At 69.3% G+C, this 23,198-nt stretch carries 19 protein-coding genes; 9 read left to right on the forward strand and 10 right to left on the reverse strand.

Annotated features, from left to right (window positions below):
• Positions 1-2: 2 nt before the first annotated feature.
• From AC1DW3_RS00965 to AC1DW3_RS00980, 4 genes are all read right to left on the reverse strand, one after another.
• On the reverse strand, positions 3-671 hold the full coding sequence (locus AC1DW3_RS00965) for a hypothetical protein (RefSeq protein WP_477927783.1): 669 nt from the start codon (positions 669-671) through the stop codon (positions 3-5).
• Positions 668-1,555, reverse strand: a complete 888-nt coding sequence (locus tag AC1DW3_RS00970) for an ABC transporter ATP-binding protein (RefSeq protein ID WP_477927785.1) — start codon at positions 1,553-1,555, stop codon at positions 668-670. Before AC1DW3_RS00970 ends, AC1DW3_RS00965 begins: the two co-directional genes overlap by 4 nt.
• On the reverse strand, positions 1,552-1,941 hold the full coding sequence (locus AC1DW3_RS00975; RefSeq protein ID WP_477927787.1) for a GntR family transcriptional regulator: 390 nt from the start codon (positions 1,939-1,941) through the stop codon (positions 1,552-1,554). Before AC1DW3_RS00975 ends, AC1DW3_RS00970 begins: the two co-directional genes overlap by 4 nt.
• Positions 1,942-2,042: 101 nt before the next feature.
• On the reverse strand, positions 2,043-3,245 hold the full coding sequence (locus tag AC1DW3_RS00980; protein WP_477927788.1) for an HD-GYP domain-containing protein: 1,203 nt from the start codon (positions 3,243-3,245) through the stop codon (positions 2,043-2,045).
• Between the two features lie 437 nt (positions 3,246-3,682).
• Between AC1DW3_RS00980 and metH the strand changes: the two genes are divergently transcribed.
• From metH to AC1DW3_RS00995, 3 genes are all read left to right on the forward strand, one after another.
• Positions 3,683-6,388, forward strand: coding sequence for a methionine synthase (metH, locus tag AC1DW3_RS00985; RefSeq protein ID WP_477927790.1), 2,706 nt, complete (start codon positions 3,683-3,685; stop codon positions 6,386-6,388).
• A 93-nt stretch (positions 6,389-6,481) separates the two neighbouring features.
• On the forward strand, positions 6,482-7,051 hold the full coding sequence (locus AC1DW3_RS00990; protein WP_477927792.1) for a glycine zipper 2TM domain-containing protein: 570 nt from the start codon (positions 6,482-6,484) through the stop codon (positions 7,049-7,051).
• A gap of 46 nt (positions 7,052-7,097) precedes the next feature.
• On the forward strand, positions 7,098-7,547 hold the full coding sequence (locus AC1DW3_RS00995) for a glycine zipper 2TM domain-containing protein (protein WP_477927794.1): 450 nt from the start codon (positions 7,098-7,100) through the stop codon (positions 7,545-7,547).
• A 4-nt stretch (positions 7,548-7,551) separates the two neighbouring features.
• Here AC1DW3_RS00995 and AC1DW3_RS01000 read toward each other — a convergent pair whose 3' ends face one another.
• The 6 genes from AC1DW3_RS01000 to AC1DW3_RS01025 are packed head-to-tail and all read right to left on the reverse strand — an operon-like array spanning position 7,552 to position 15,556.
• Complete coding sequence (locus AC1DW3_RS01000) at positions 7,552-9,897, reverse strand: PAS domain-containing protein (protein WP_477927796.1); 2,346 nt, start codon at positions 9,895-9,897, stop codon at positions 7,552-7,554.
• A 12-nt stretch (positions 9,898-9,909) separates the two neighbouring features.
• Positions 9,910-10,887 (reverse strand): ABC transporter substrate-binding protein, encoded by a 978-nt coding sequence (locus AC1DW3_RS01005; RefSeq protein WP_477927798.1) that lies wholly within the window; start codon positions 10,885-10,887, stop codon positions 9,910-9,912.
• Positions 10,888-10,894: 7 nt separating this feature from the next.
• Positions 10,895-11,869 carry an ABC transporter substrate-binding protein gene (locus tag AC1DW3_RS01010; protein WP_477927799.1) on the reverse strand — a complete coding sequence of 325 codons (975 nt, stop codon included), beginning with the start codon at positions 11,867-11,869 and terminating at the stop codon, positions 10,895-10,897.
• Between the two features lie 2 nt (positions 11,870-11,871).
• A complete protein-coding gene (locus tag AC1DW3_RS01015; RefSeq protein WP_477927801.1) occupies positions 11,872-13,386 on the reverse strand; it encodes a YifB family Mg chelatase-like AAA ATPase in 1,515 nt (504 codons plus the stop codon).
• A complete protein-coding gene (locus AC1DW3_RS01020) occupies positions 13,386-14,891 on the reverse strand; it encodes a S1 family peptidase (RefSeq protein WP_477927803.1) in 1,506 nt (501 codons plus the stop codon). Before AC1DW3_RS01020 ends, AC1DW3_RS01015 begins: the two co-directional genes overlap by 1 nt.
• Positions 14,888-15,556 carry a hypothetical protein gene (locus AC1DW3_RS01025; protein ID WP_477927806.1) on the reverse strand — a complete coding sequence of 223 codons (669 nt, stop codon included), beginning with the start codon at positions 15,554-15,556 and terminating at the stop codon, positions 14,888-14,890. The genes AC1DW3_RS01020 and AC1DW3_RS01025 overlap by 4 nt, the downstream gene beginning before the upstream one ends.
• A gap of 248 nt (positions 15,557-15,804) precedes the next feature.
• Here AC1DW3_RS01025 and AC1DW3_RS01030 point away from each other — a divergent pair, with 248 nt between their 5' ends.
• The 6 genes from AC1DW3_RS01030 to AC1DW3_RS01055 all read left to right on the forward strand — a co-directional run bounded on the left by AC1DW3_RS01030 (position 15,805) and on the right by AC1DW3_RS01055 (position 23,041).
• A complete protein-coding gene (locus AC1DW3_RS01030) occupies positions 15,805-16,536 on the forward strand; it encodes a TorF family putative porin (RefSeq protein WP_477927807.1) in 732 nt (243 codons plus the stop codon).
• Between the two features lie 15 nt (positions 16,537-16,551).
• Positions 16,552-16,890, forward strand: a complete 339-nt coding sequence (gene glnK / locus AC1DW3_RS01035) for a P-II family nitrogen regulator (RefSeq protein ID WP_056192325.1) — start codon at positions 16,552-16,554, stop codon at positions 16,888-16,890.
• 33 nt (positions 16,891-16,923) lie between these two features.
• A complete protein-coding gene (amt, locus tag AC1DW3_RS01040) occupies positions 16,924-18,444 on the forward strand; it encodes an ammonium transporter (protein ID WP_477927808.1) in 1,521 nt (506 codons plus the stop codon).
• Between the two features lie 81 nt (positions 18,445-18,525).
• On the forward strand, positions 18,526-19,650 hold the full coding sequence (locus AC1DW3_RS01045; RefSeq protein ID WP_477927810.1) for a GGDEF domain-containing protein: 1,125 nt from the start codon (positions 18,526-18,528) through the stop codon (positions 19,648-19,650).
• 55 nt (positions 19,651-19,705) lie between these two features.
• Positions 19,706-20,971, forward strand: a complete 1,266-nt coding sequence (gene gshA / locus AC1DW3_RS01050; protein ID WP_477927812.1) for a glutamate--cysteine ligase — start codon at positions 19,706-19,708, stop codon at positions 20,969-20,971.
• A 63-nt stretch (positions 20,972-21,034) separates the two neighbouring features.
• Positions 21,035-23,041 (forward strand): M13 family metallopeptidase, encoded by a 2,007-nt coding sequence (locus AC1DW3_RS01055; protein WP_477927813.1) that lies wholly within the window; start codon positions 21,035-21,037, stop codon positions 23,039-23,041.
• The last annotated feature ends 157 nt before the right edge of the window (positions 23,042-23,198 follow it).

The raw sequence follows: 23,198 nt of genomic DNA on the forward strand, positions 1-23,198 counted from the left end.
TCCTAGAGGAAGTCGCGCCGTCTTGCGGCGATGAACAGGGGCAGGGAGAGGGTCAGCAGGGTCAGGGCCACTTCGGCAGCGAGCAGCTGCCAGAAGGCGGCATTCCAGACCGGGGCGGCCGCCTGCGTGTACTGGCCGATGGCGGGGATGCGGCCTACGCCCATCATGAACAGCGAGATGGACATATTGGTCAGGATGATCAGGCCGCCCATGCCGGCTTCGGAGGCGATGTGCAGCGCGCCGCACAGCACGATCGAGAAATTCAGCAGCATGAAGACGCAGAGCAGCACCGCGTAGGGCAGCAGGCCGTCCGGGATGCCGGGCATGACGAGGATGAGGGTCAGCGCACCGGCACTCAGCAGGCCCCAGGGCAGCAGGAAGCAGGCGAGCAGGCCGAGCAGCTTGGCTCGCACATAGTCGCCCGGCGACAGCGGCAGGCTGAGCATGAAGAGCAGCGAGCGCTCCTTGCGTTCGGTGGCGATGCCGAACAGCGCCAGCATGACGCCCAGGGCGATGATGGCCGTCAGCCAGACGATGAAGCCGATGTTGAAGCCCACCTCGCCGGCGCTGGCGCTGAGCAGGCCGGCGAAGCCCGCGGCGGTGCCACCCACCAGCAGCCAGCGGAAAAGGTAGAGCTCCTTGATGACGAGCTTGCGCGTGAGCGGATTCATGGTGTGCGGGCCTCGCGGCTGTGCATGACGGTGGCGACGAAGACCTCTTCCAGGCTCATGCGGTGCACTTCCTGCACGGGCGCGCCGAGGCGGGCGAGGAAGTCGTCGCTGAAGCCGTCGACGGTCAGCGTGATGTTGGGACCGTCGACGTCGCGGTGGACGATCTCCGGCAGCTTCCAGTCCGGCAAACCGTCGGGCAACCTCAGCCGCAGCGTGCGCCAGCGTTCGAGGTAGTCCTCCTTGTTGTTCGACGCGACGACGCGGCCGCGGTCGATGAAGGTGATGCGGTCGGAGATGCGCTCGACGTCCAGCGTGTTGTGCGACGAGAACAGGATGGAGCGGCTGTCGTCGCGCAGCACGTCCATGAACTCGGTCAGCAGTTCGTGCCTTGCGACGGGGTCCATGCCCGAGGTGGGTTCGTCCAGCACCAGCAGGCGCGGGCGGCGAGCCAGGGCCAGCAGCAGCAGGGCCTTGGCCTGCTCGCCGGTGGACAGGTGCCTGGCCATCTGCCCCGCGTGCAGGCCGAAGCGCTTCAGCAGCCTGGCGGCATAGGCCGCGTCCCAGCCGGGGTAGAGGGACGCGACAAAGTCCATATGCCAGGCCAGCGTCGCCTGCGGCAGCAGCTTCATGTCGTCGCTGACGAAGCCGACGTCGGCCTTGGCCACGGCCTGCTGGCGTGGCATCTCCTGGCCGAGCAGGCGGATGCTGCCGGCGTCGGGGGTCAGCAGGCCCATCAGCAGCCGGATGGTGGTGCTCTTGCCGGCGCCGTTGGGGCCGACCAGGCCCATGATCTGGCCCTGCTCGAGGTCGAGGGACACGTCCTCCAGCGTGAAGAAGCGGAACGCCTTGCGCACGCCCTTCATGTCGATGGCTTTCGCGCTCATTGCGTGGGCTCCTGGGTGTTCAGCGCATCGCGCAGTCGGGCTATGAGGTCGGGCTCGGGCATGGCCAGCGAACGGGCGATCTCGCTGGCTGCGGCGAGGTGGGTGTCGAGCTGGGCCAGGCGCATGTCCTTGGCCAGTCCCTGCGCATCCGCCACGAAGGAGCCCTTGCCGTGGCGGGTGACGATGACGCCTTCGGACTCCAGGTCCAGGTAGGCGCGCTTCACGGTGATGACGCTGACGCGCAGGTCGGCGGCCAGCGCCCGGATGGAGGGCAGCTCCTGCCCCGCCGGCCAGTCGCCCGCGGCGACGCGCTGACGGATCTGCTCGACGATCTGCAGATACATCGGCCGGGCGTCCGTCTGGGAGATGAATAGACTGCTGTGCATAATGTGTATACACAGAATATATGCACAGTCGGGCGAAAGCAAGCGTCTGAATGAAAAGAGCGGCCCGCGGGCCGCCCTTGCTGTGCGAAATCAACCGCCAGTTAGAGCTTCAACAGCGCTTCCAGATTGACCCGCAGCTTGAACTCCGCCGGCGCCAGGCTGGCCGTGATGGCCTGGGCCGCCAGGCGCGTGTCGCGCGGCACCGGGTTGCTCAGTGGGCTGCCGCTCTTGCCGATCAGCGCGGCCACCAGCGGCTCGTTGGCGCTGAAGCCGCGCTTGAAGACCAGGCCGACCTCGCCATTGGCCAGGCGCACGATGCTGCCGGGCGGGTAGAGGCCGACGGTCTTGATCAGGGCCGCGCCGGCCTCGTCGGGCTGGCCGAGTTCATCGAGGAAGACGGCGCGCGCCGCCGCGGCGCCGCTCATGGCCGCGCGGCTGCGGCGGGGCGACAGCCGCGCGCCGAAGAGGTCGATGCGGCGCAGCAGCCGCGCCAGCTTCTCGCCGTCGCTGCGGCTGCCGAGCGGGCCGGGGCCGGCTTCGTGATGCAGGCGCACGGCGGTCAACCAGACGGGGTCGGTGACGCCGACCTGGGCCAGGCGCTGCGCGGCGCGGTCGCCGTGGGCGGCCAGGGCCTGGCGCTGGGCGGGTGTGGCGGCGTCGACCTGGGCGGCCAGGCGGTCATGCGCGGGGCCAGCGCCGTAGTTCATCGTCAGCGCGGCGCCCTGCAGCGCGGCGCGCAACTCGGGCGGCAGCTGCATCTGCTGCGCGACGAGGTCGCAGAGCAGCAGCGTCAACAGGGCATGGCGGGCGCTGTAGTCGCCGAACTCCTGGCTGCTCTCGAAGACGAGCAGCATCAGCGTGGCATCCGGGTGGGCGTGCAGGCGCTTCAGCGCGGTGTCGCGCAGCAGCGTGAGGCGGGCTTGAAAGTCCGCCGGGTCGGCTTCGCGCAGCAGGCCATGGGTGTGCAGCAGCAGGTCGGACCAGGCCTCGCGCGGGCCCAGCTCGACCTTGCTCGGCACCAGGGTGTCCAGCCGGAAGCTGCCGTCGGCCTTGGCGATGTCGGACAGCGACACGTCCTGCATGACCATGGTGTCCAGGCGGTGGGCCAGGGCGCGCTGGTACTCCATCGTGTCCGAGGAGTTCACCCAGGCGCCGCCGTCGACGAGGCCGCGTACCAGTGGCGAGTCGCGCAGCACCTGGCCGCGCGCGAACAGCAGCTTGCCGTTGGCGTCGAAGAGGTCGTAGGGCAGGGTCATGCCCAGCCGCAGGGTGCGGGCGGGTAGAGGGATGAGTTCGGAGGCCATGGATTGCGGCATTCTCAACGGCCTTCGGCATGGAAGAGCCGATCTTGAGCGTTGGCGAAGGGGTGGCTGCGTAGAATTCCCGGCTCATCCGAGGAGCGCTGCGAGGGCTGGAGCCTGCTCAAGGCCTCTTCATGGTGCCCGCAAGGCATCCCAGGGCCGCAATCTAGGCGCGGTACGCCGCCCGCACTGATGTGCGGGCAAGTGACGCAACGACGAGTGCGGCCCTGGGATGCCTTGCCCTTCGGGTTGCCCCGCAAAATCAGCGGCTGCGGCGTTGCAAATCCTCGCCGGGTGTCCAACCCGGCTGCGGTTTGCGCCTTGCATCCACTGCCTTTGCGGGGCAACGGGCGCCGTGAAGAGGCCTTGAACAGGCTCCCTCCCCCAGGCTCGGATCGTTTTCCAACGGCGCTCATCGATTTCCCGCGCGAAACGCATCGATGACCACCCCGCCTCCCCTCAAGCTCTCCGGCCTCGAGCCCGTCGCCATCGACGCAGGCAGCCTGTTCGTCAACATCGGCGAGCGCACCAACGTCACCGGCTCCAAAGCCTTCGCCCGCATGATCCTCGCGGGCCAGTTCGAGCAGGCCCTGGCCGTGGCGCGCCAGCAGGTCGAGAACGGCGCCCAGGTCATCGACATCAACATGGACGAGGCCATGCTGGACAGCCAGGCGGCCATGGTGCGCTTCCTGAACCTGATTGCCGGCGAGCCCGAGATCGCGCGCGTGCCCATCATGATCGACTCCTCCAAGTGGAGCGTCATCGAGGCCGGCCTGAAGTGCATCCAGGGCAAGGGCATCGTCAACTCCATCTCGCTGAAGGAAGGCGAGGCCGAGTTCCGGCGCCAGGCCAAGCTCGTCAAGCGCTATGGCGCGGCGGCCGTCGTGATGGCCTTCGACGAAAAGGGCCAGGCCGACACCTTCGCGCGCAAGACGGAGATCTGCGAGCGGGCCTACCGCTTCCTCGTCGACGAGGTGGACTTCCCGCCCGAGGACATCATCTTCGACCCCAATATCTTCGCGATCGCCACCGGCATCGAGGAGCACGACAACTACGCGGTGGACTTCATCGAGGCCACGCGCTGGATCAAGCAGAACCTGCCCGGCGCCAAGGTGTCGGGGGGCGTGTCCAACGTGTCCTTCAGCTTCCGCGGCAACGAGCCGGTGCGCGAGGCCATCCACACCGTCTTCCTGTACCACGCCATCCAGGCCGGCATGGACATGGGCATCGTCAACGCCGGCATGGTGGGCGTCTATGACGACCTCGATGCCGAACTGCGTGAACGCGTCGAAGACGTGGTGCTGAACCGCCGCCCGGATGCGGGCGAGCGCCTCATCGAGATCGCCGACCGAGCCAAGAGCGCCGGCAAGGACGATTCGGCGCGCCTGGCCTGGCGTGCCAACGACGTCAACSCGCGCCTGTCGCAYGCGCTGGTGCATGGCATCACCGACTTCATCGATGCCGACACCGAGGAGGCCTGGCAGGCCATCCTGGCCGGCGGCGGCCGGCCGCTGCACGTCATCGAAGGCCCGTTGATGGCCGGCATGAACGTCGTCGGCGACCTGTTCGGCCAGGGCAAGATGTTCCTGCCTCAGGTGGTCAAGAGCGCCCGCGTGATGAAGCAGGCCGTGGCCCACCTGCTGCCCTATATCGAGGAAGAGAAGCGCCTGCTCATCGAAGGCGGCGGCGACGCCAAGCCCAAGGGCAAGATCGTCATGGCGACGGTCAAGGGCGATGTGCACGACATCGGCAAGAACATCGTCACGGTGGTCCTGCAGTGCAACAACTACGAAGTCGTCAACATGGGCGTCATGGTGCCGGCGCGCGACATCCTGCAGAAGGCCAAGGAAGAGGGCGCCGACATCATCGGCCTGTCGGGCCTCATCACGCCCAGCCTTGAAGAGATGCAGCATGTGGCGGCCGAGATGCAGCGCGACAGCTACTTCTCGTCACGCCACATGCCGCTGCTGATCGGCGGCGCCACCACCAGCCGCGTGCACACGGCCGTCAAGATCTCGCCGCACTACGAAGGCCCGGTCGTCTACGTGCCCGACGCGTCGCGCGCCGTGGGCGTGTGCACCGAGCTGCTCAGCGACGACCGCGCCGCCGCCTACATCGCCGAGCTGAAAGTCGACGCCGAGAAGACCCGCCAACTGCACGCCAACAAGAAGCAGACGCCGCTGGTGACGCTGGCCGCCGCACGCGCCAACAAGGCCGTGCTGGACCTGAGCCGCCTGCCGGTCGCGCCGAAGTTCACCGGCCGCCGCGTGCTGAAGAACCTCGACCTCGCCGAGCTGGCCCGCTACATCGACTGGGGGCCCTATTTCCAGACCTGGGACCTGGCCGGCCCCTACCCGGCCATCCTCGACGACGCCGTCGTCGGCAGCGAGGCGCGCAAGGTGTTCGCCGACGCCCAAGCCATGCTGAAGAAGATCATCGACGGCCGCTGGCTGCAGGCCCATGCCGTCTTCGGCCTCTACCCGGCCGCGCGCGTCAACGACGACGACATCGCGATCAAGAGCGAGCCGCCGATGACGTGGCATGGCCTGCGCATGCAGTCCGAGCGCCCCGTGGTGGAAGGCGTGAAGCGGCCCAACCGCTGCCTGTCCGACTTCGTCGCCCCGGAATCGACAGCGGGGGGCGACCACATCGGCATGTTCGCGGTCACGGCGGGCCTGGGTGTCGACAAGAAGGAGGCCGACTTCCTGGCCAGCCACGACGACTACTCGGCCATCATGCTCAAGGCCCTGGCCGACCGCCTCGCCGAGGCCGCGGCCGAGTGGCTGCACGAGCGCGTGCGCCGCGAGTTCTGGGGTTATGCGCCGGCCGAGGCGCTGAGCAATGCCGACCTCGTCGCCGAGAAGTACCAAGGCATCCGCCCCGCGCCCGGCTACCCGGCCTGCCCGGACCATCTCGCCAAGCGCGACATGTTCCGCGTGCTCGCCCCCGACGAGATCGGCATGGGCCTGACCGACAGCATGGCGATGACGCCGGCGGCCAGCGTCAGTGGCTTCTACCTGGCTCATCCCGATGCGGCCTACTTCAACGTCGGCCGCATAGCCGACGACCAGCTCGCCGACTGGGCCGCCCGCTGCGGCCTGAGCGAGGCCGACGCGCGCCGCGCGCTGGCGCCGCTGTTGGGTTAGGTCGACATCCCTAGGCCGAAGCGGCCTCGTCCTACAGGGCGGGCCGCCGGGGTTGGGCATCCTGCGGGTCATACCAACCACACCGGAGGCCCCATGTCGACCCCCACACATTCCGTCAAGTCCACCCAGATCGTCGCCGGCGTCGCCGTCGTGGCGGCACTGCTCGGCGGCGCCTATGCGGTGGGCAGGTCGCAGACCGTCAGCAGCGAGCCGATTGCCACGACGACGCAGCCGCAGACCAGCCCTGCGCCGCAGCGCCTGGCCAGCGCTGACCCGGTGCGCCAGGCCCAGCCGGCCCCGGTCGTTGAAACCCAGGCCCCGCCGGCGCTGTGCGACAGCTGTGGCCGCGTGACCGATGTGCATACCGAGGCCCGCAAGGGCAAGGGCAGTGGCGTGGGTGCCGTGGGCGGCGCCGTCGTCGGCGGCCTGCTGGGCAATATGGTGGGCGGCGGCAATGGCCGCAAGCTGGCCACCGTGGCGGGCGCTGTGGGTGGTGGCTATGCCGGCAACGAGATCGAGAAGAACCAGAAGACCCACAACGTCTGGATCGTGCAGGTGCGCGAGCGCGACGGCCGCCTGCGCCGCTTCGAGCGCAGCGCCGACCCCGGCCTGCGCGTCGGCGACGAGGTCCGCTTGACCGAGAACGGCTTCGTGCGCGCCTGAAGGCGCAACGAGGCGGCAAACAGGGCGGGTTCCAAGGAGTGATGCAATGAAGTTGTTGATTGCCACCGCGGCCCTGGCCGCGACCCTTTCCGCCCCTGTGCGCGCCGATGACGGCCCGGCGCCGGTGCTGTCCATTCCAACCCAGGCCCAGCGCGACGCGCTCTGCAAGGGTTGCCTGTGGGTGCAGGAAATCCACACCGAAACCCGCGAGGGCAAGGGCAGCGGCCTGGGCGTGGTCGGCGGCGCCGTCATCGGCGGTCTGCTGGGCCACCAGATCGGCGGCGGCACGGGCAAGAAGCTGGCGACCGTCGGCGGTGCCGCGGCCGGCGGCTATGCCGGCAACGAGGTCGAGAAGAACGCCAAGAAGTCCACCGTCTGGGTCGCCCAGGTCGTCGACCGCAGCGGCCAGATGCGCCGCGTCGAGATGGGTGCCGACCCGATGCTGAGGGCCGGCGACATCGTGCGCGAGCGGGACGGCCAGCTCGTCCGACCCTGACGCACTAAGTCACGTGCATTCGCCATTGGTTGCGCCCCGCGCCCTTGGCGAGGTACAGCGCTTGGTCGGCCCGGCCGAGCAGTTCCTCGCCGCCGAGTTCGTCGCGCGGATGGATGGCGATGCCGATGCTGGTGCCGACCGACAACTCGCCGGCTGAAGTCGCGAAGGGTCGGTTGATCGCCTCGATGATCTTGCCGGCCACGATCTCCGCCTCGGAAGCCGCGTGCAGGCCTTCCAGCACGACGACGAACTCGTCGCCCGCCAGCCGCCCGACGAAATCGGTGCTCCTGACCAGAGCCAGCAGCCGGCACGCGAACTCGCGCAGTACCTCGTCGCCGACGCCGTGGCCATGGTTGTCGTTGATGAGCTTGAACCTGTCGATGTCGAGGAAGAGCAGCGCGGTGAAGCTCTGCGCCCGGTGGGCGCGCTTGATCACGGCGGCCAATTGCTCGTTGAAGCTGTAGCGGTTGGGCAGGCCGGTGAGGGCATCGGTGCGGGCCAGTTCGGCGAGCCGGCGCTCGAGTTGGCGGCGCTCGGTCACGTCCGTGCTGAGGGCATAGAGGCCGCGAGTCGACCCATCGGCGTCGACGTCGGGCAGGTAGAGGTTGTGCAGCGACCGTGAGACGCCGGCCGCCGTGGATTCGATGTGGAACTCGACCCGCTCGCCAGCGAGCGCTCGCGCAAGGGCCTCGCGGCGAGGCTCATAAAGCGCCGCCGGAACGGCTTCTGCCACCGTCTTGCCGATGTTGGCCCGGTGATCAAGCCCCGTCCATTTGCTGAAGGTCTCGTTCAGGAACAGCATGCGCTGGTCCTTGTCGATATAGGAAATCATCACCGGCAGGTTGTCGGCGATGTCGCGCAGCCGCTTCTCGCTTTCGGCCAGCCGCGCTTCGGCCTGGCGGCGTTCGGTGATGTCGAAGGAGACGGAATAGAAGCCCTGGATCCGGCCTTGCGCATCGAAGTCCGGCACGTACTTCTGGTCGAAGAAGCGCGTGCTGTCGCCGTGCTTCACGAAAGACTCGAACTGCTGGGGCTCGCCGCGCAGCACGCCCTCGATGTGAGGCCTGGCGATCTGCCAGACCGCGTCGCCGCGGATCTGCTGGAAGGTCAGGCCCATCAGCTCGCTCAAGGGCCGCCGCAGCACCTTCTCCGCGGCCAGGTTGCCGAAGTCCGCGCGCAGCGACTTGTCGAAATGCGAGACCACGGCCGGGATGTTGTCCGTGATGGCCTTGAGGCGGTGCTCCGAGGCCTGTACCGCCAGCTCGGCGGCCTTGCGTTCGGTGATGTCCATGGACACCGAATAGAAGCCGACGACGTCGCCCAGGGCGTCCCGCCGGGGCACATAGAGCTGCTGGAAATGGCGCTCCGCGTCACCGAGCATCTGGGTGCTGTCGAACTCGACCGCCTGGCCTCGCAGCACGGCCTCGATATGGGGGCGCAGCTGCCTGGCGCCGTCCGCGCCACGCACGTCGCCGATGTGCTTGCCGATGAGGGCGTCCGTCGTCACGCCGTAGACCCGCCCGACCGTCGCGTTGGCGAACACGATGCGGGCGTCGGCATCGAACTCGGTGATGAGCACGGGGATGTTGTCCGTGATCTCGCGCATGCGCCGCTCGGCCTCAAGCACTTCGTCGGTGCGGCGTTGCAGGGCCAGGGTCATGGCGTCGAAGCGGCGCTTGAGCGTGCCCAGTTCATCCTGGGTCGTGCTGCCGAACAGCGGCACCTGCTCGCCGCGTTCGAGAGCCTCCGCGGCCTCGGTCAGCCGTGCCAGTGGGCGCAGCACGCGGCGTACGCCGACGACCGCCAGGGCGGCCAGCAGCAGGCTGAAGCTGACGACCGCGGCCATGGTGACGTGCTCGTGCACGTCCTCCGCCTCGCCGCGCGCGTCGCCGGCATTGCGGGACCAGCGGAAGGCCGCGTCCGCCATGGCCTGGGTGTCGCCGAGCAGCAGCTCGAAGGCCTGGTCGCGGMGGCGGCGCTCGAAGTCGCTCGCCGGTGCGGCGGAGGTCTTCAGCGCCCGCTCGAAGAGCACCGGAAGGCGGGCTGCCGCGTCCTTCAGCAGCGCCAGCTCGGCCTCCGACGCCCCCTCGGGCTCCGCGCCTTCCAGCTCCCGGGCGATGTTGGCGTGCCAGCGCTTCCATTCCGACACCGAGAGCTCGTCGCGTTCGCGCTGGAAGACATAGGTCACCCCCACCAGGCCGGCGACGTCGCGTGCCACCTGCTCGGCGCGCTGCTGCTGGGCTTTCGCCCGGTCTTCCTGGCCGGTGGCCATCCCCATGGCGGTGATGGCCGACACGCCCACCAGCACGGCGGCTACGCCGGCAGCGATGAAGAGGGAACGGATCTTCATGGCGCCGGGGATTCAGCGGGCCAGGCCCACCGCGTTGGGCAGCACCGCGCGCAGCGGCCCCGCGTCGATCAGGTTGCGGTAGTCGACCGGCTTGCTGCCGCTCGCATAGCCCTCGCGCAAGGCCCAGTTCGCCTGCGACTGCAGCGTTCGCAACAGGGCCTCCTCCAGGGACAGCCCGACATGGGTGCGCTGCATAGCCCAGGCCGCGAAACTCGGCTCGACGCCCAGCCGGCTCACGAAGATCAATTCCGCCCGGCGCGGCTGGGCGCGGATGAATTCATTGGCCCGGTGCAGGGCCCTGAGGAAGCGCTCGATGTCGGCCCGCCTCGTCCTCAGGGCGCTGTTTTGCGCCACCAGGTTGAACGTCTGCTTGTAGTCCCCGGACTCGCTGAGCACGACGCCGTCCACGCGCGGGCTGTGGGCGGCCGCATAGGCAAAGGGCTGAAAGACTGCGACCGCGTCCACCTGGCCGGCAGCCAGGGTGTCCAGCGCAGCCTCAGGCTGTATGGCGACCTGGACGATACTTTTCGGATTGACGTTGCTATTGAGCAGGAAGGTGTCCAGGAAGTATTGCGCCGAGGTGCCCTTGACGACGCCGACGCGCTTGCCCACGAGGTCCCCCGCGGCCTTGATGCCGGCCGCGCGGCGCGCCACCAGCTCGACGTCGCTGGACGTGCTGGAGAAGGTGGCGATGATGGAGAAGTCGGTGCGCTCGAAGGACTCGAAGGCGATGGCGGTTTCCGCGGCCGTGCCGAGGTCGGCCTGGCCCTCGGCCATCAGCTTGAGGCAGCGGCGGCCGCTGGGGGCTTCGATGGTCTTGACGGTCAGGCCTTCGGCCTCGAACAGGCCTTCGGCCAGCGCCACGAAGACCGGCAGCGAATGCGGCGACCGCGACACCGCGATGGTCAACGGTGCCGCAGCCGCCGTGCCCATCAGCCCGGCTGCGACCAGCATCAGCAACCAAAGCAACTTCGAGAAGCGGGAGTGCATGTGGGCCTCACCGGGTCAAGGTGACCGCGCTCGGGGCGAGCGATTGCAGCGGGCGCGCGTCGATCAGCTGCTGCAGGGACGGGGCCGGCTCCATCGGCTTGCCGTCCTGGCCCAGCTGCCAGCGGATCTGGCTGAGCATGGTCGTCGGCAGCGAGGTGTGCAGGGCGACGCGGTAGTCCTGCTCGGCCATCAGGCGCTGCGCGACGGGCGCGGCGACCTTGAGGCTGGCCGCGAGGATGGCTTGTGCATCGGCCGGCGAATCCGCGATGAAGCGCTGGGCGCGCAGCAGCGCGCGCAGCACCTTCTCGAAGCGCGGCCTGTCCCTTTCGATGGCCCGTGCCTGCGCGACGATGCAGAAGTGCTGGGTGTAGACATGGGCCGAGGGCAGGCGGACCGCGTCGTCGCCGAGCTTGTCCTCGATGCGGCCGGCCTCGGGCTCCCAGACGACGGCGGCGGCGGCCTTGCCATGCTGCACGAGGTCGCCCAGCGCGCCGGGCTCGGCGAAGCTCAGCTTGACGCGCTCGGGGTCGATGCCCTGGTAGGTGAGCCAGCGGTCGAGGAAGTACTCGGCCGACGTGCCGGCCACCGTGGCAATGCGCTTGCCGGCCATGTCGGAGCCCTGGCGCACGCCCGCGCGGCGGCTGGCGATGAGCTTGAGCTGGGCCGTGGACTCGCCGATGGACGCGAGGATGGCGACCGCGGGCGTCTGCGCGGCGGTCATCGCGACGGCAAACTCGGCGCTCGCGGCGACATCGGCCGCGCCCGAGCGCAGCGCGGCCAGGCAGGCCCTGCCGCTGCTGCAGGGGATGCGCACCACGTCCAGGCCTTCGTCCTGGAACAGGCGCTTGTCTATGGCCACCAGCAGCGGCAGCGACACCGGGCCGCTGGGCATGGCGATGCTGATGGGCGCGGCCTGCGAAGGTGCTGCCAGCGCCGCCAGCAGCGCGGCGGCCAGGCCCAGGGCTCGCGAGACGGCGCGCATGGTCAGGCCGCCTGACCGGGCAGGCCGCGGCGCAACTGGATGGCCTCGGCGACATGGGTGCTGCCTATCGACGCCGCCGCGGCCAGGTCGGCCACCGTGCGGGCCACGCGCAGCACCCGGTGAAAGCCGCGTGCCGACCAGCCCAGGCGCTCGGCCGAACGCTCCAGCAAGGCCTTGGCCGCGGGCTCCAGCACCGCATGTTCGGTCAGGTCCTGGGCCTGCAACTGGGCGTTGGCCATGCCCTGGCGGGCGACGGCCCGCTCGCGTGCCGCCGACACGCGCTCCGCGACGACGGCGCTGGACTCGCCCGGTGCCAGGTCCTGCAGCTCGCGCGGCGGGATGGCGGGCACTTCGATGAGCAGGTCAAGCCTATCGAGGAAGGGGCCGCTGAGCCTTCCCTGATAACGCGAGACCTGGTCGGGCGTGCAGCGGCAGGCCTTCAGGGGGCTGCCCAGATGACCACAGGGGCAGGGGTTCATCGCGGCGACGAGCTGGAAGCGGGCCGGGAACTCGGCCTGGCGCGCGGCGCGCGAGATCAGGATGCGGCCGGTCTCCAGCGGCTCGCGCAGGGCTTCCAGCGCAGCGCGCGGGAACTCGGGCAGTTCATCGAGGAAGAGCACGCCATGCTGGGCCAGCGAGATCTCGCCGGGCCGGGGCGGGGAGCCACCGCCCACCAGGGCCACGCTCGAGGCCGAGTGGTGCGGTGAGCGCAGCGGCCGCTGGCCCCAGCGGGCGATGTCGAACTGGCCGGCCAGGCTGAGCACCGCGGCGGACTCGAGGGCGGCCTCGTCGTCCAGCGCGGGCAGCAGCCCGGCCAGGCGCTGGGCGAGCATGGACTTGCCCGTGCCCGGCGGGCCCACCATCAGCAGGCTGTGGCCGCCGGCCGCGGCGATCTCCAGCGCCCGCTTGGGGCCGGCCTGACCCTTGATGTCGGCGATATCGGGCAGGCCGCGGGCGGCCTCGCGGGGCAGGGCGGTGGCGCGCGGCAGGGCGTCGCCGTCGGGCTGCAGGGCGGCGACGACATCGAGCAGATGACCAGCCTGCCTCACCACCAGGCCGTCGACCAGGGCCGCTTCGGCGGCGCTGGCCTCGGGCAGCAGCAGCTCGCGCCCGCTGCCGTCCTGGCGCATCGCCAAGGCCATGGCCAGGGCACCGCGCACGGCGCGCAGTTCGCCGGCCAGCGACAGCTCGCCCGCGCATTCGAAGCGCGCCTGCCTGGCGGCATCGATCTGGCCGTTCGCCGCCAGCAGGCCGAGCGCCATCGGCAAATCAAACCGGCCACCCTCCTTGGGCAGGTCGGCGGGCGCGAGGTTGACGGTGATGCGCTTGTTGGCCGGAAAGGAAAGGCCGCTGTTCTGCAGCGCCGCCCTGACGCGCTCGCGCGCCTCCTTGACTTCGGTGTCCGCCAAGCCGACGACGGTGAACGACGGCAGGCCGTTGGCCAGGTGGACTTCCACCGTGACCGGCGCGGCGGCGAGGCCATCGAGGGCGCGGCTGTGGACGGTGGCGAGGGACATCAATAGCTGGGGAAGGTGGAGAGCTGGGTGGCCAGGACGAAGCGGGTCCAGGCGCGGCGATTGCGGAAGGCGTCGGCGCAGCCCGGGTATTGCGGGTTGAGCGTACAGGCTTGCCAGCGCGGATCGACCTGCTGGTTGAGGGTCGCCACGCCCAGGAAGATGCCCGAGCGTGCCACCAGGGTCTCGAAGGCATGGCCCTGGGGCACCTGGTCGCCGTAGAACTGCGGCGCGCGCTTGAACAGCGACAAGGCCTTGCGGGAGAAGATGAGGCCGCCGTCGCGCATCTGTGAGCCCGGCATGGCCTGGCCGGTCACGGGATTCATCGCCATCGTCGTCAGTGTCGTGTCGAACTGGCTGGCGACGAAGCGCGGCATGCGCGGCGTCTGGACGGCGCTCTCGAACTCCAGCATGCGCGCGGTCGCATCCTGGTTGGTGAGGGCCAGCGCGGCCCAGACCAGTTGCTGCAGATTGCCGTCACCCGAGCGTGCCGCGCAGGCGCTGCCTTCCTGCTGCAGCGTGGCTTCGGCCGGCACCAGGGCGGTCGCGCCGCTGGGCGCGTGGACCCAGACGCGGAACTGCTCGCCGGCCAGCGTCGCGATGCTGTCGCCCGAGATGCTGATCAGATAGATGACGCGCTGCATGTCGTCGGCGCTGCGCATCAGGTCGCTCAAGGTGCGCAGGCCCGAGTCGCTGAACTCCAGCGCGCCGCAACGCAGCTTGCGCCCCTGCTGGCGCGCCGCGAGCAGGGCCGACAGATCCGGCAGCGAGTAATAGGTGCTCGCCACCTTCACGGCGCGGTCGGTCGGTTCCGTCGAGTCCAGCAGGCGGCGCACGCCGTCGCCCGGCCAGCCCCAGCTCGCCGGCGCCGCGCCGGCCTTCAGGCCACCGGCGACGACGCCGATGACCTCGCCGCTGGCATTGACGATGGGCCCACCACTCATGCCCGGCTGCAGCGCGACGTTGAAGCGCAGCACCTCGCGCTCGGTGGCGATGGGGCTGCCGCTGTTGCGCAATTCGTCGGCGGCGGCCGGCGGCAGGATGTCGGTCAGCCGGGTGGCGCCGGTCGAGAAGCGCACCTCCTGGTCGCCCGCCGTCGGCATGCCCAGGGCATAGCCGAAGCCGAAGAAGATCTGGTCGCGTGATGGGGCCAGGGTAGACATGCGCAGCGTCGGCACGCTGGGCGGCGCGTCGATCTGCAGCAGGCTGAGGTCGCCGGCGGCCAGCACCCGAACGATGCGGGCTTCGCGCCGCTTCGGTGCGGGCGGCTTGACGGCCTCGTAGCTGACCTGCACCGTGCGGCAGCCCCCCACGACGTGGTGGGCCGTGACGATGCGCCCCGGGGTTTCCAGGGCAAAGCCGCTGCCGCTGCGCGAGACGCCGTCGGCGCAGTCGCTGGCCGTCACCTGCACCAGGGTGCGCAGCACCTGCTGGCGAGTCTCGAAGCTGGGCGCCTGGGCCCAGACCGTGCCGGCGCCCAGCAGCGCGAGCGCGGCAAGGGCCTTCATGACGAGCACAGATACAGCGGCGCCGCCCGCAGCGCGGCGGCCCGTTCGGCCTCGGGCAGGGCCTGGATGGCGCGGCCGGCGCGTTGGGCCGCGTCGCCGCCGCTCTTCAGATGCAGCAGCACGTCGCTGGCCGCAGCGTTTTCGCCGACAAGGCGGCGCAAGGGGCCGCAGAAGCTGGCCGGTTCGGCATAGAGCAGGGGCAGGCCGGCCGCGACGGCCAGCTTGGCAGCCTCGCCGTCCTTGCCGGCCGCCTGCGTGCCCGCTGGCAGCAGGCCGTAGCGCAGGAAGCGCAGCATCTGCTTCTGTTCGGCGGGGTCGGTGATCTCGATCTCGACCAGTTGGCGGCGCAACTCGGCCACATCGGGCGCCAGCCAGCGGGTACGCAACTGCAGGCCCAGCAGCACCGCGACGACGGCGGCCAGCCCGAAGGCGGTCAGCCGGTGCGCGCCCGTGCGCGACAGCCCCAGGGGCAGCTTGTCCGACAGGCCGAACATGGCCGCCAGCAGGGCGACCAGCCCGGTGACGACGGCCGACACGACAGGCTCGGCCGACAGGCCCACCAGCAGCCCCAGCAGCAGACCGAGAGCGCCTCCGGCGGCCCAGTCGATGGYCGTCGGCGCCGGGTTCGGCGCGGCAGCGGGCGGGGCGGCGGACGTCTCCGGCATCGGGGGCTCCCAGGGTGGCGGGCCAGTCTAGCCGCCGGTCTGGGGCGAGTCGGCCCGGGGCTTCTCCCAAGAATGCACCATCAAGGTGCTGTGATGATGAGGCGTCGTTCCAGTTTGGTGCGAATGCCTGAGTTGAGGGCGCCCTCCGCCCAGATCCGTGCGGCGTGACAAGGCGTGACGCTTGGCACGGAAGCTGCAAATACCCCGCCGGACCGTATCCCACCCACTATTGACTCAGGAGCTCCGCCATGAAGTTGTCCCCTTCGCTGATCGCACTCGCGCTGTCCGCGGTCGCCCTGCCCGCGTTCGCCGATGAACCGGCGCCGGACCCGCTGTCGTTCAATGTCGGCGCCGTCAGCGAATATCGCTACCGCGGCATCTCTCAGTCGCGCCTGAAGCCGGCCCTGCAAGGCGGCCTGGATTACGCCTCGCCGAGCGGTTTCTACGTCGGCGCCTGGGCGTCGACGATCAAGTGGATCAAGGACGCGGGTGGTGACGGCCAGGTCGAGATTGACCTGTACGGTGGCTACAAGGCCGAAGTCGCCAAGGGCCTGACGCTGGACCTCGGCGTGCTGCAGTACTACTACCCCAGCAACAAGCTGCCCACCAGTGCCAACACCTTCGAAATCTACGGCGCACTCAGCTACGGCCCCGTGACGGCGAAGTACTCCAACACCAACAGCACCAACCTGTTCGGCGTGCCGGGCACCAAGTACAGCGGCTACTTCGACGTGTCGGCCAATTTCGACCTGGGCGATGGCATGACGCTGACGCCGCACATCGGCCATCAGACGATGCGCCACGTACCCGCCGGCTCCTACTCCGACTACTCGCTGACGTTGGCCAAGGATTTCTCCGGCCTGGTATTGAGTGGCGCCGTGATCGGCACCGATGCCGACAAGAGCTTCTACGCCAGTCCCGCCAACGGCAAGTTCATGGGCAAGACCTCGCTGGTCGTCGGCCTGAAGAAGACCTTCTGATTACTGGAGAGCGACATGAAATTGATCACTGCCGTCATCAAGCCCTTCAAGCTCGACGAGGTGCGTGAGGCCCTGAGCGCCATCGGCGTGCAGGGGCTGACGGTCACCGAGGTCAAGGGCTTCGGCCGCCAGAAGGGCCACACCGAGCTGTACCGCGGCGCCGAGTACGTCGTCGACTTCCTGCCCAAGGTCAAGATCGAAGCCGCCGTCAACGACGACGTTGTCGAGCGCGTCATCGAGGCCATCGAGTCCTCGGCCCGCACCGGCAAGATCGGCGACGGCAAGATTTTCGTGTCGCCGCTGGATCAGGTCGTCCGCATCCGCACCGGCGAAACCGGCAACGACGCGCTCTGACGCGTCCATAACAACCTGTTGGAGATCCCTCAAATGAAGAAACTCCTTGCCGGTCTCGCGCTTGCCGCCGGCCTGCTTGCGCCGGCCGCCTGGGCCCAGGACCCGGCCTCGGCGCCCGCCTCTGCCGTGGCCGCTGCCGCAACCGTCGCCGCTCCGGCGGCTTCCGCGGCTGACGCTGCCGCTTCCGCGCCCGCCGAAGCGGCCTCCGCGCCGGCCCCGGTGCCCAACAAGGGCGACACCGCCTGGATGATGCTGTCCACGCTGCTCGTCATCCTGATGACGGTGCCCGGCCTCGCGCTGTTCTACGGCGGCCTGGTGCGCAGCAAGAACATGCTGTCGGTGCTGATGCAGGTCATGGTCGGCTTCTCGCTGATCGTCGTGCTGTGGTTCCTGTATGGCTACAGCTTCGCGTTCACCGAGGGCAACAAGTTCATCGGCGGCACGGACCGACTCTTCATGAAGGGCATCTGGGACAACGTGGCCGGCACCTTCGCCACCGGCGCCACCTTCAGCAAGGGTGTGCCGATGTACGAGATGGTGTTCGCCGCCTTCCAGGCCACCTTCGCCGGCATCACCGCCTGCCTGATCATTGGCGCCTTCGCCGAGCGCATCAAGTTCTCGGCCGTGCTCGCCTTCCTGACACTGTGGTTCACGTTCAGCTACCTGCCGATCGCCCACATGGTCTGGTTCTGGATGGGCCCGGATGCCTACTCCGCCAAGGAAGTCGTTGACGCGATGAACGCCAAGGCCGGCATGCTCTGGCAGTGGGGCGCGCTGGACTTCGCCGGCGGTACCGTCGTGCACATCAACGCCGCCGTCGCTGGCCTGGTGGGTGCCTACATGGTCGGCAAGCGCGTCGGCTACGGCAAGGAGCAGTTCACGCCTCACAGCCTGACGCTGACCATGGTCGGTGCCTCGCTGCTGTGGGTGGGCTGGTTCGGCTTCAACGCCGGCTCCGCGCTGGAAGCCAACGGCTTCGCCGCCCTGGCCTTCATCAACACCTTCGGCGCCACGGCCGCTGCCGTGCTGGCCTGGTGCGTGGGTGAAGCGCTGCTCAAGGGCAAGGCCTCGATGCTGGGTGCCGCTTCGGGTGCCGTCGCCGGCCTCGTCGCCATCACCCCCGCTGCCGGCAACGTCGGCATCGGTGGCGCCCTGGTCATCGGCATCGTCGCCGGCTTCGCCTGCCTGTGGGGTGTGTCCGGCCTGAAGAAGCTGCTGCGTGCCGACGACTCGCTGGACGTCTTCGGCGTCCACGGCATCGGCGGTATCGTCGGCGCCCTGCTGACCGGCGTGTTCGCATCGCCCAACCTCGGCGGCCCGAGCGCCATGGGCGACTGGGTCACCGCGACCATGGTCACGCCGGCCGACTTCTCCATCGCCGGCCAGGTCTGGATCCAGACCAAGGCAGTGATCGTGACCATCCTCTGGTCGGGCGTCGTCTCCATCGTGGCCTTCAAGCTGGTGGATCTGACCATCGGCCTGCGCGTCACGGAAGAGGAAGAGCGCGAAGGCCTGGACATCTCGTCACACGGCGAGACCGCGTATCACAAGTGATCCACTGCAGCCGCAGTGCCGAGCCGCCCTTCGGGGCGGCTTTTTTATTGGCGCGCTGACCGCCCGTTATGCTGACCCGCCATGGATGTGATCACCCTCCTCGGGGCGGTGCTGGTCAATGCGCTGCTGATGAGCCTGGCGCTGGCCGTCGGCGTCGGCCTGCGCACGCGCAGCGGCCTGCAGGCCTGGCAGTTCATGCTGCTCGGCCAGGCCCTGGGCTTCGGCCTGTTGATCGGCGCCACCCTCGGCGCGCCGCGCCTGCTGGCGACATTGGGGGTCATGGCGCTGAGCGGCTCGGCCTCGGCCACCGTGATCACGGCCTGCCGCTTCCTCGGGCTGACGGCGCGACGCGGCTGGCTGCTGGGGGCGCCGCTGGGCCTGGGCGTCGTGCACGCCCTCGTCTTCGGCGATCTGGGCGTTGCCACCGGCGTGACCAACCTGACCATAGGCGCCCAGATCATCTGGGCCAGCGTGCTGCTGCTGCGCGGCGCTGCCGGCGTGCGCTGGCGCTGGCTGTGCGGCGGCGCGGCGCTGGCCAATGGCGTCATGACGCTGGCCCGCGGCTGCCTGGTGCTGGGCTGGCCCGAGATCTACCCGCGCTTCCTGACCCCCAATCCCCTCAACATCGGTTCGATGATGCTGCTCAATGCCAGCCTGGTGCTGGGCACCATGGGCTTCCTGCTGGCCCACCGCGACGCGGCCGAGCAGGCGCTGGTGAGGCTGGCGTCGCTGGACACCCTGACCGGCCTGCTGAACCGCCGCGAATGGATGAGCCGGGCCGCCAGCGCCCTGGGCGGCGGCGGCCAGTCCAGCGTGCTGCTGATGCTGGACCTGGACCACTTCAAGCGCATCAACGACGAGCGCGGCCATCCGGTCGGCGACGAGGTGCTCAAGCTGACCGGCGAGGTGCTGCGCGGCGAGCTGCGGGCCAGCGACCTGGTCGGCCGCTACGGCGGCGAGGAGTTCTGCCTGCTGGTGCGCCAATGCGACGCCGAGGCCTTCGGGCGGCTGGACAGCCGCCTGCACCAGGCGCTGCGGCGGCGCTGCGAAGCCAGCCTGGGCTTCATCGCCGACTTCAGCGCCGGCGCCGTCCGCGTGCAGGCCGGCGAGACGCTGGCGGCCGCCATCAAGCGGGCCGATGATCAGCTCTACCGCGCCAAGCACGCCGGCCGGGGCCGGACCGCCTGCGCCGACGGCGTCTTGTGATTCAACCGGTCGTCCCCATGTGGGCCGACCCTCCCGAGTTTGAGATCATTCGGCCATGGTTCCCCATCTGATCACCGCCCTGAACGGCCCCATCAACGAGCTGGAGGCCCGCATCCTGGAATCCATGCCGGCCACCGAACGCTGGTTCAGGCTGGAATGGATGGAGCACACGCCGACCTTCTACGCCTCGGTGGACCTGCGCAACGCCGGCTTCAAGCTGGCGCCGGTCGACACCAACCTCTTCCCCGGCGGCTTCAACCACCTCACGCCGCAGATGCTGCCGCAGGCCGTGCAGGCAGCCATGGCGGCCATCGAGAAGATCTGCCCCGAGGCGCGCAACCTGCTGGTCATCCCCGAGACCGGTGCACGCTGCAGCTTCTACCTGGACAACCTCGCCACCCTGGCGCGCATCTTCACGCAGGCTGGTCTGAACGTGCGCTTCGGCACGCTGGACACCAGCGTCACCGAACCGACGGAACTCAGGATCGCCAATGGCGGCAGCATCACCGTCGAGCCGCTGGTGCGCAAGCGCGGCCGCCTGATGCTCAAGGGCTTCGACCCCTGCACCATCCTGCTCAACAACGACCTCTCCGCCGGCACGCCGCCGCAGCTGATGGGCCTGCACGAGCAATACCTGCTGCCACCGCTGCACGCCGGCTGGACGGTGCGGCGCAAGAGCCAGCATTTCCGCGCCTACGAGGAAGTCGCCAAGCGCTTCGGCAAGCTGCTGGGGATGGACCCCTGGCTCATCACGCCGATGTTCACGAGCGTCGACCTGCATGGCAAGAAGGGCCTGGAGGCGCTGCAGACGGCCGCCGACGCCCAGCTCACCAAGGTGCGCCGCAAGTACAAGGAATACGGCATCAACGAGAAGCCCTTCGTCATCATCAAGAGCGACGTCGGCAGCTATGGCCGTGGTGTCCTGACGGTGCGCGACGCCAAGGACATCGAGACCCTGGCTTCGGCGCTGCCCGACAACCTCGGCCAGGAAGTCATCGTGCAGGAGGGTGTGCCCACCCACGAGCGCGTGCACGAGGCCGTGGCCGAGCCGGTCGTCTACATGATGGACCGCTACGTGGTGGGCGGTTACTACCGCGTGCATGCCCACCGCGGCATCGACGAGAACCTCAACGCCCCCGGCGCCAGCTATGTGCCGCTGGCCTTCGCCGAGTCTCCGCATCTGCCCCGGCCCGGCGAGAAGCCCGGCGCCAGTGCGCCCAATCGCTTCTATATGTACGGCGTCATTGGGCGGCTGGCCATGCTGGCGGCCAGCTACGAGCTGGAAGCGACCGATCCGCAGGCGGAAGCGGAAGCGGCCTGATCACTTTCGTCAGGGCGGCGTCTTTGACCTAGGCTGGCGGTTTCGCGCAAACCGCTGCCCCAGATGAAGACCTATCGCCTCGCCGCCCTCGTCCTGTCCCTTCAGTTCGCCGGCCTGGCCGGCGCCGCCCCACATTCCGGCCTCGATCTCGCCGGCATCGACCGCGTCACGCGCCCGCAGGACGACCTGTTCCGCGCCGGCAACGGCCACTGGCTGGCCACCACCGAGATCCCGGCCGACAAGTCCTCCTTCGGCATGGTGGCCCAGTTGCGCGACCTGTCCGACCAGCGCGTGCGCGCCCTCGTCGAAGGCCTGGCCAAGGCCAAACCCGGCTCGGCCGGGCACAAGATCGGCGCCTACTACGCCAGCTTCATGGACACGGCGGCCATCGACCGCGCTGGCCTCGCGCCGATGCAGCCGCTGCTGGACGGCATCGCCGCGCTGCAGACCCGCGAGCAGCTCGCCGCCTGGCTGGGCCGCCAGGTCGGTGTCATCGACATGCCGGTGGTGCTGAGCGTCGAGGCCGATTTCAAGCAGCCCGGCATCAACCGCGTCATCGCCAACCAGGGCGGCCTGGGCCTGCCCAACCGCGACTACTACCTGAAGGACGACGCCCGTTTCGCGAAGGCGCGCGCGGACTACCAGACCTACCTGGAAGCGCTGGCCCGCGCCGCCGGCCAGGCCAATCCCACTGACGCGGCCCGGCGCGTGCTCGCACTGGAGCGCCAGCTGGCCGAGGCCCAGTGGGCGGCCGAAGAAAACCGCGACCCGCAGAAGATCTACAACGCCATGACGCCGGCCGAGCTGGCGAGCCGGGCTCCCGGCCTGGATTGGGCCGGCCTGCTCGCGGCGGCCCAGCTTCCGGCCCAGGACAAGCTCATCATTTCCCAGCCCAGCTATGTGACGGCCGCGGCCAGATTGCTGGCCGAAGCGCCGCTGGACGATGTGCGGCTCTACCTGACGATGCGCGTGCTGGACGGCCATGCCGACGTGCTGCCGCTAGCCCTGCGTGAAGCGCGCTTCGCCTTCCGCGGCACCGCGCTCAGCGGCGCCAGCAGCGAGCAGCCGCGCTGGCAGCAGGCCGTGGCCGACCTGAACCAGGCCCTGGGCGAGTCCGTCGGCGAGGCCTATGTGAAGCGCAACTTCCAGGCTGCCGACAAGGCGCGCATGCTCAAGCTCGTCAACAACCTGCTGGCGGCCTATGGCGAGTCCATCGATGGCCTGGCCTGGATGACGCCGCCCACCAAGGCCAAGGCGCGGGACAAGCTGTCCAAATACCTCGTCAAGATCGGCTATCCCGACGTCTGGCGCAGCTATGCCGCCCTGGAGGTGAAGGCCGGCGACCCGGCCGGCAACCGCCAGCGCGCGGCGCGCTTCGAATGGCTGCGTCAGGCCGCCCACGCAGGCAAGCCGGTCGACAAGCGCGAATGGGGCATGACGCCGCAGACCGTCAACGCCTACTACAACCCCAGCTTCAACGAGATCGTCTTCCCGGCCGCCGTGCTGCAGCCGCCGCTCTACAACACCCGGGCCGACGATGCGGTGAACTACGGCGCCATCGGTGCCGTCATCGGCCATGAGATCAGCCACGGCTTCGACGACGAGGGCAGCCAGTTCGACGGCGACGGGGCGCTGGCCAACTGGTGGACGGATGCCGACCGCCAGGCCTTCGAGAAGGTCGGCGAGCGGCTGGTGGCCCAGTACGAGGCCTACGAGCCCATCCCCGGCAAGCATGTGAACGGCAAGCTGACGCTGGGCGAGAACATCGCCGACCTGTCCGGCCTGCAGATCGCCTACAAGGCCTATTTGCGGTCGCTCGGCGGCAAGCCGGCGCCCGTCATCGACGGCCTCACCGGCCCGCAGCGCTTCTTCATGGGCTGGTCCCAGGCCTGGCGCGAGAAGATGCGCGAGCCGCGCCGCCTGCAGCAGCTGACGGCCGACCCGCATTCGCCGGCAGAATTCCGCGCCAATGGCGCCGCGATCAACCACGACGGCTTCCACGACGCCTTCAAGACCCAGGCCGGCGACAGGATGTTCAAGCCCGCGGCGGACCGCATCCGCATCTGGTGAGGCGGCCTTCCTCGTCGCCAGGGCCTGCGTCTACGCCTGCCCCCGGGTAGGCGTCAACCCGGGCTTGTGTGGTTTTGCTGCACTGCACAAAACCCCAAAAGCGGGCGCAGAATCCCCACTTTCGAACAAACGCCACCCCAAGCCGGTGGTCTTCGCG

The sequence above is a fragment of the Roseateles sp. P2_H4 genome, from assembly GCF_056403315.1.

What these genes read in the sequence shown, in the direction of transcription:
- AC1DW3_RS01055 (WP_477927813.1), top strand. Translation starts at nt 21,035, where the DNA reads ATGAAGACCTATCGCCTCGCCGCCCTCGTCCTGTCCCTTCAGTTCGCC.
- AC1DW3_RS00995 (WP_477927794.1), top strand. Translation starts at nt 7,098, where the DNA reads ATGAAGTTGTTGATTGCCACCGCGGCCCTGGCCGCGACCCTTTCCGCC.
- AC1DW3_RS01030 (WP_477927807.1), top strand. Translation starts at nt 15,805, where the DNA reads ATGAAGTTGTCCCCTTCGCTGATCGCACTCGCGCTGTCCGCGGTCGCC.
- amt (WP_477927808.1), top strand. Translation starts at nt 16,924, where the DNA reads ATGAAGAAACTCCTTGCCGGTCTCGCGCTTGCCGCCGGCCTGCTTGCG.
- AC1DW3_RS01005 (WP_477927798.1), bottom strand. Translation starts at nt 10,887, where the DNA reads ATGCACTCCCGCTTCTCGAAGTTGCTTTGGTTGCTGATGCTGGTCGCA.
- AC1DW3_RS01010 (WP_477927799.1), bottom strand. Translation starts at nt 11,869, where the DNA reads ATGCGCGCCGTCTCGCGAGCCCTGGGCCTGGCCGCCGCGCTGCTGGCG.
- AC1DW3_RS00975 (WP_477927787.1), bottom strand. Translation starts at nt 1,941, where the DNA reads ATGCACAGCAGTCTATTCATCTCCCAGACGGACGCCCGGCCGATGTAT.
- AC1DW3_RS01015 (WP_477927801.1), bottom strand. Translation starts at nt 13,386, where the DNA reads ATGTCCCTCGCCACCGTCCACAGCCGCGCCCTCGATGGCCTCGCCGCC.
- AC1DW3_RS01045 (WP_477927810.1), top strand. Translation starts at nt 18,526, where the DNA reads ATGGATGTGATCACCCTCCTCGGGGCGGTGCTGGTCAATGCGCTGCTG.
- gshA (WP_477927812.1), top strand. Translation starts at nt 19,706, where the DNA reads ATGGTTCCCCATCTGATCACCGCCCTGAACGGCCCCATCAACGAGCTG.
- AC1DW3_RS00970 (WP_477927785.1), bottom strand. Translation starts at nt 1,555, where the DNA reads ATGAGCGCGAAAGCCATCGACATGAAGGGCGTGCGCAAGGCGTTCCGC.
- glnK (WP_056192325.1), top strand. Translation starts at nt 16,552, where the DNA reads ATGAAATTGATCACTGCCGTCATCAAGCCCTTCAAGCTCGACGAGGTG.
- AC1DW3_RS00990 (WP_477927792.1), top strand. Translation starts at nt 6,482, where the DNA reads ATGTCGACCCCCACACATTCCGTCAAGTCCACCCAGATCGTCGCCGGC.
- AC1DW3_RS00965 (WP_477927783.1), bottom strand. Translation starts at nt 671, where the DNA reads ATGAATCCGCTCACGCGCAAGCTCGTCATCAAGGAGCTCTACCTTTTC.
- AC1DW3_RS00980 (WP_477927788.1), bottom strand. Translation starts at nt 3,245, where the DNA reads ATGGCCTCCGAACTCATCCCTCTACCCGCCCGCACCCTGCGGCTGGGC.
- AC1DW3_RS01020 (WP_477927803.1), bottom strand. Translation starts at nt 14,891, where the DNA reads ATGAAGGCCCTTGCCGCGCTCGCGCTGCTGGGCGCCGGCACGGTCTGG.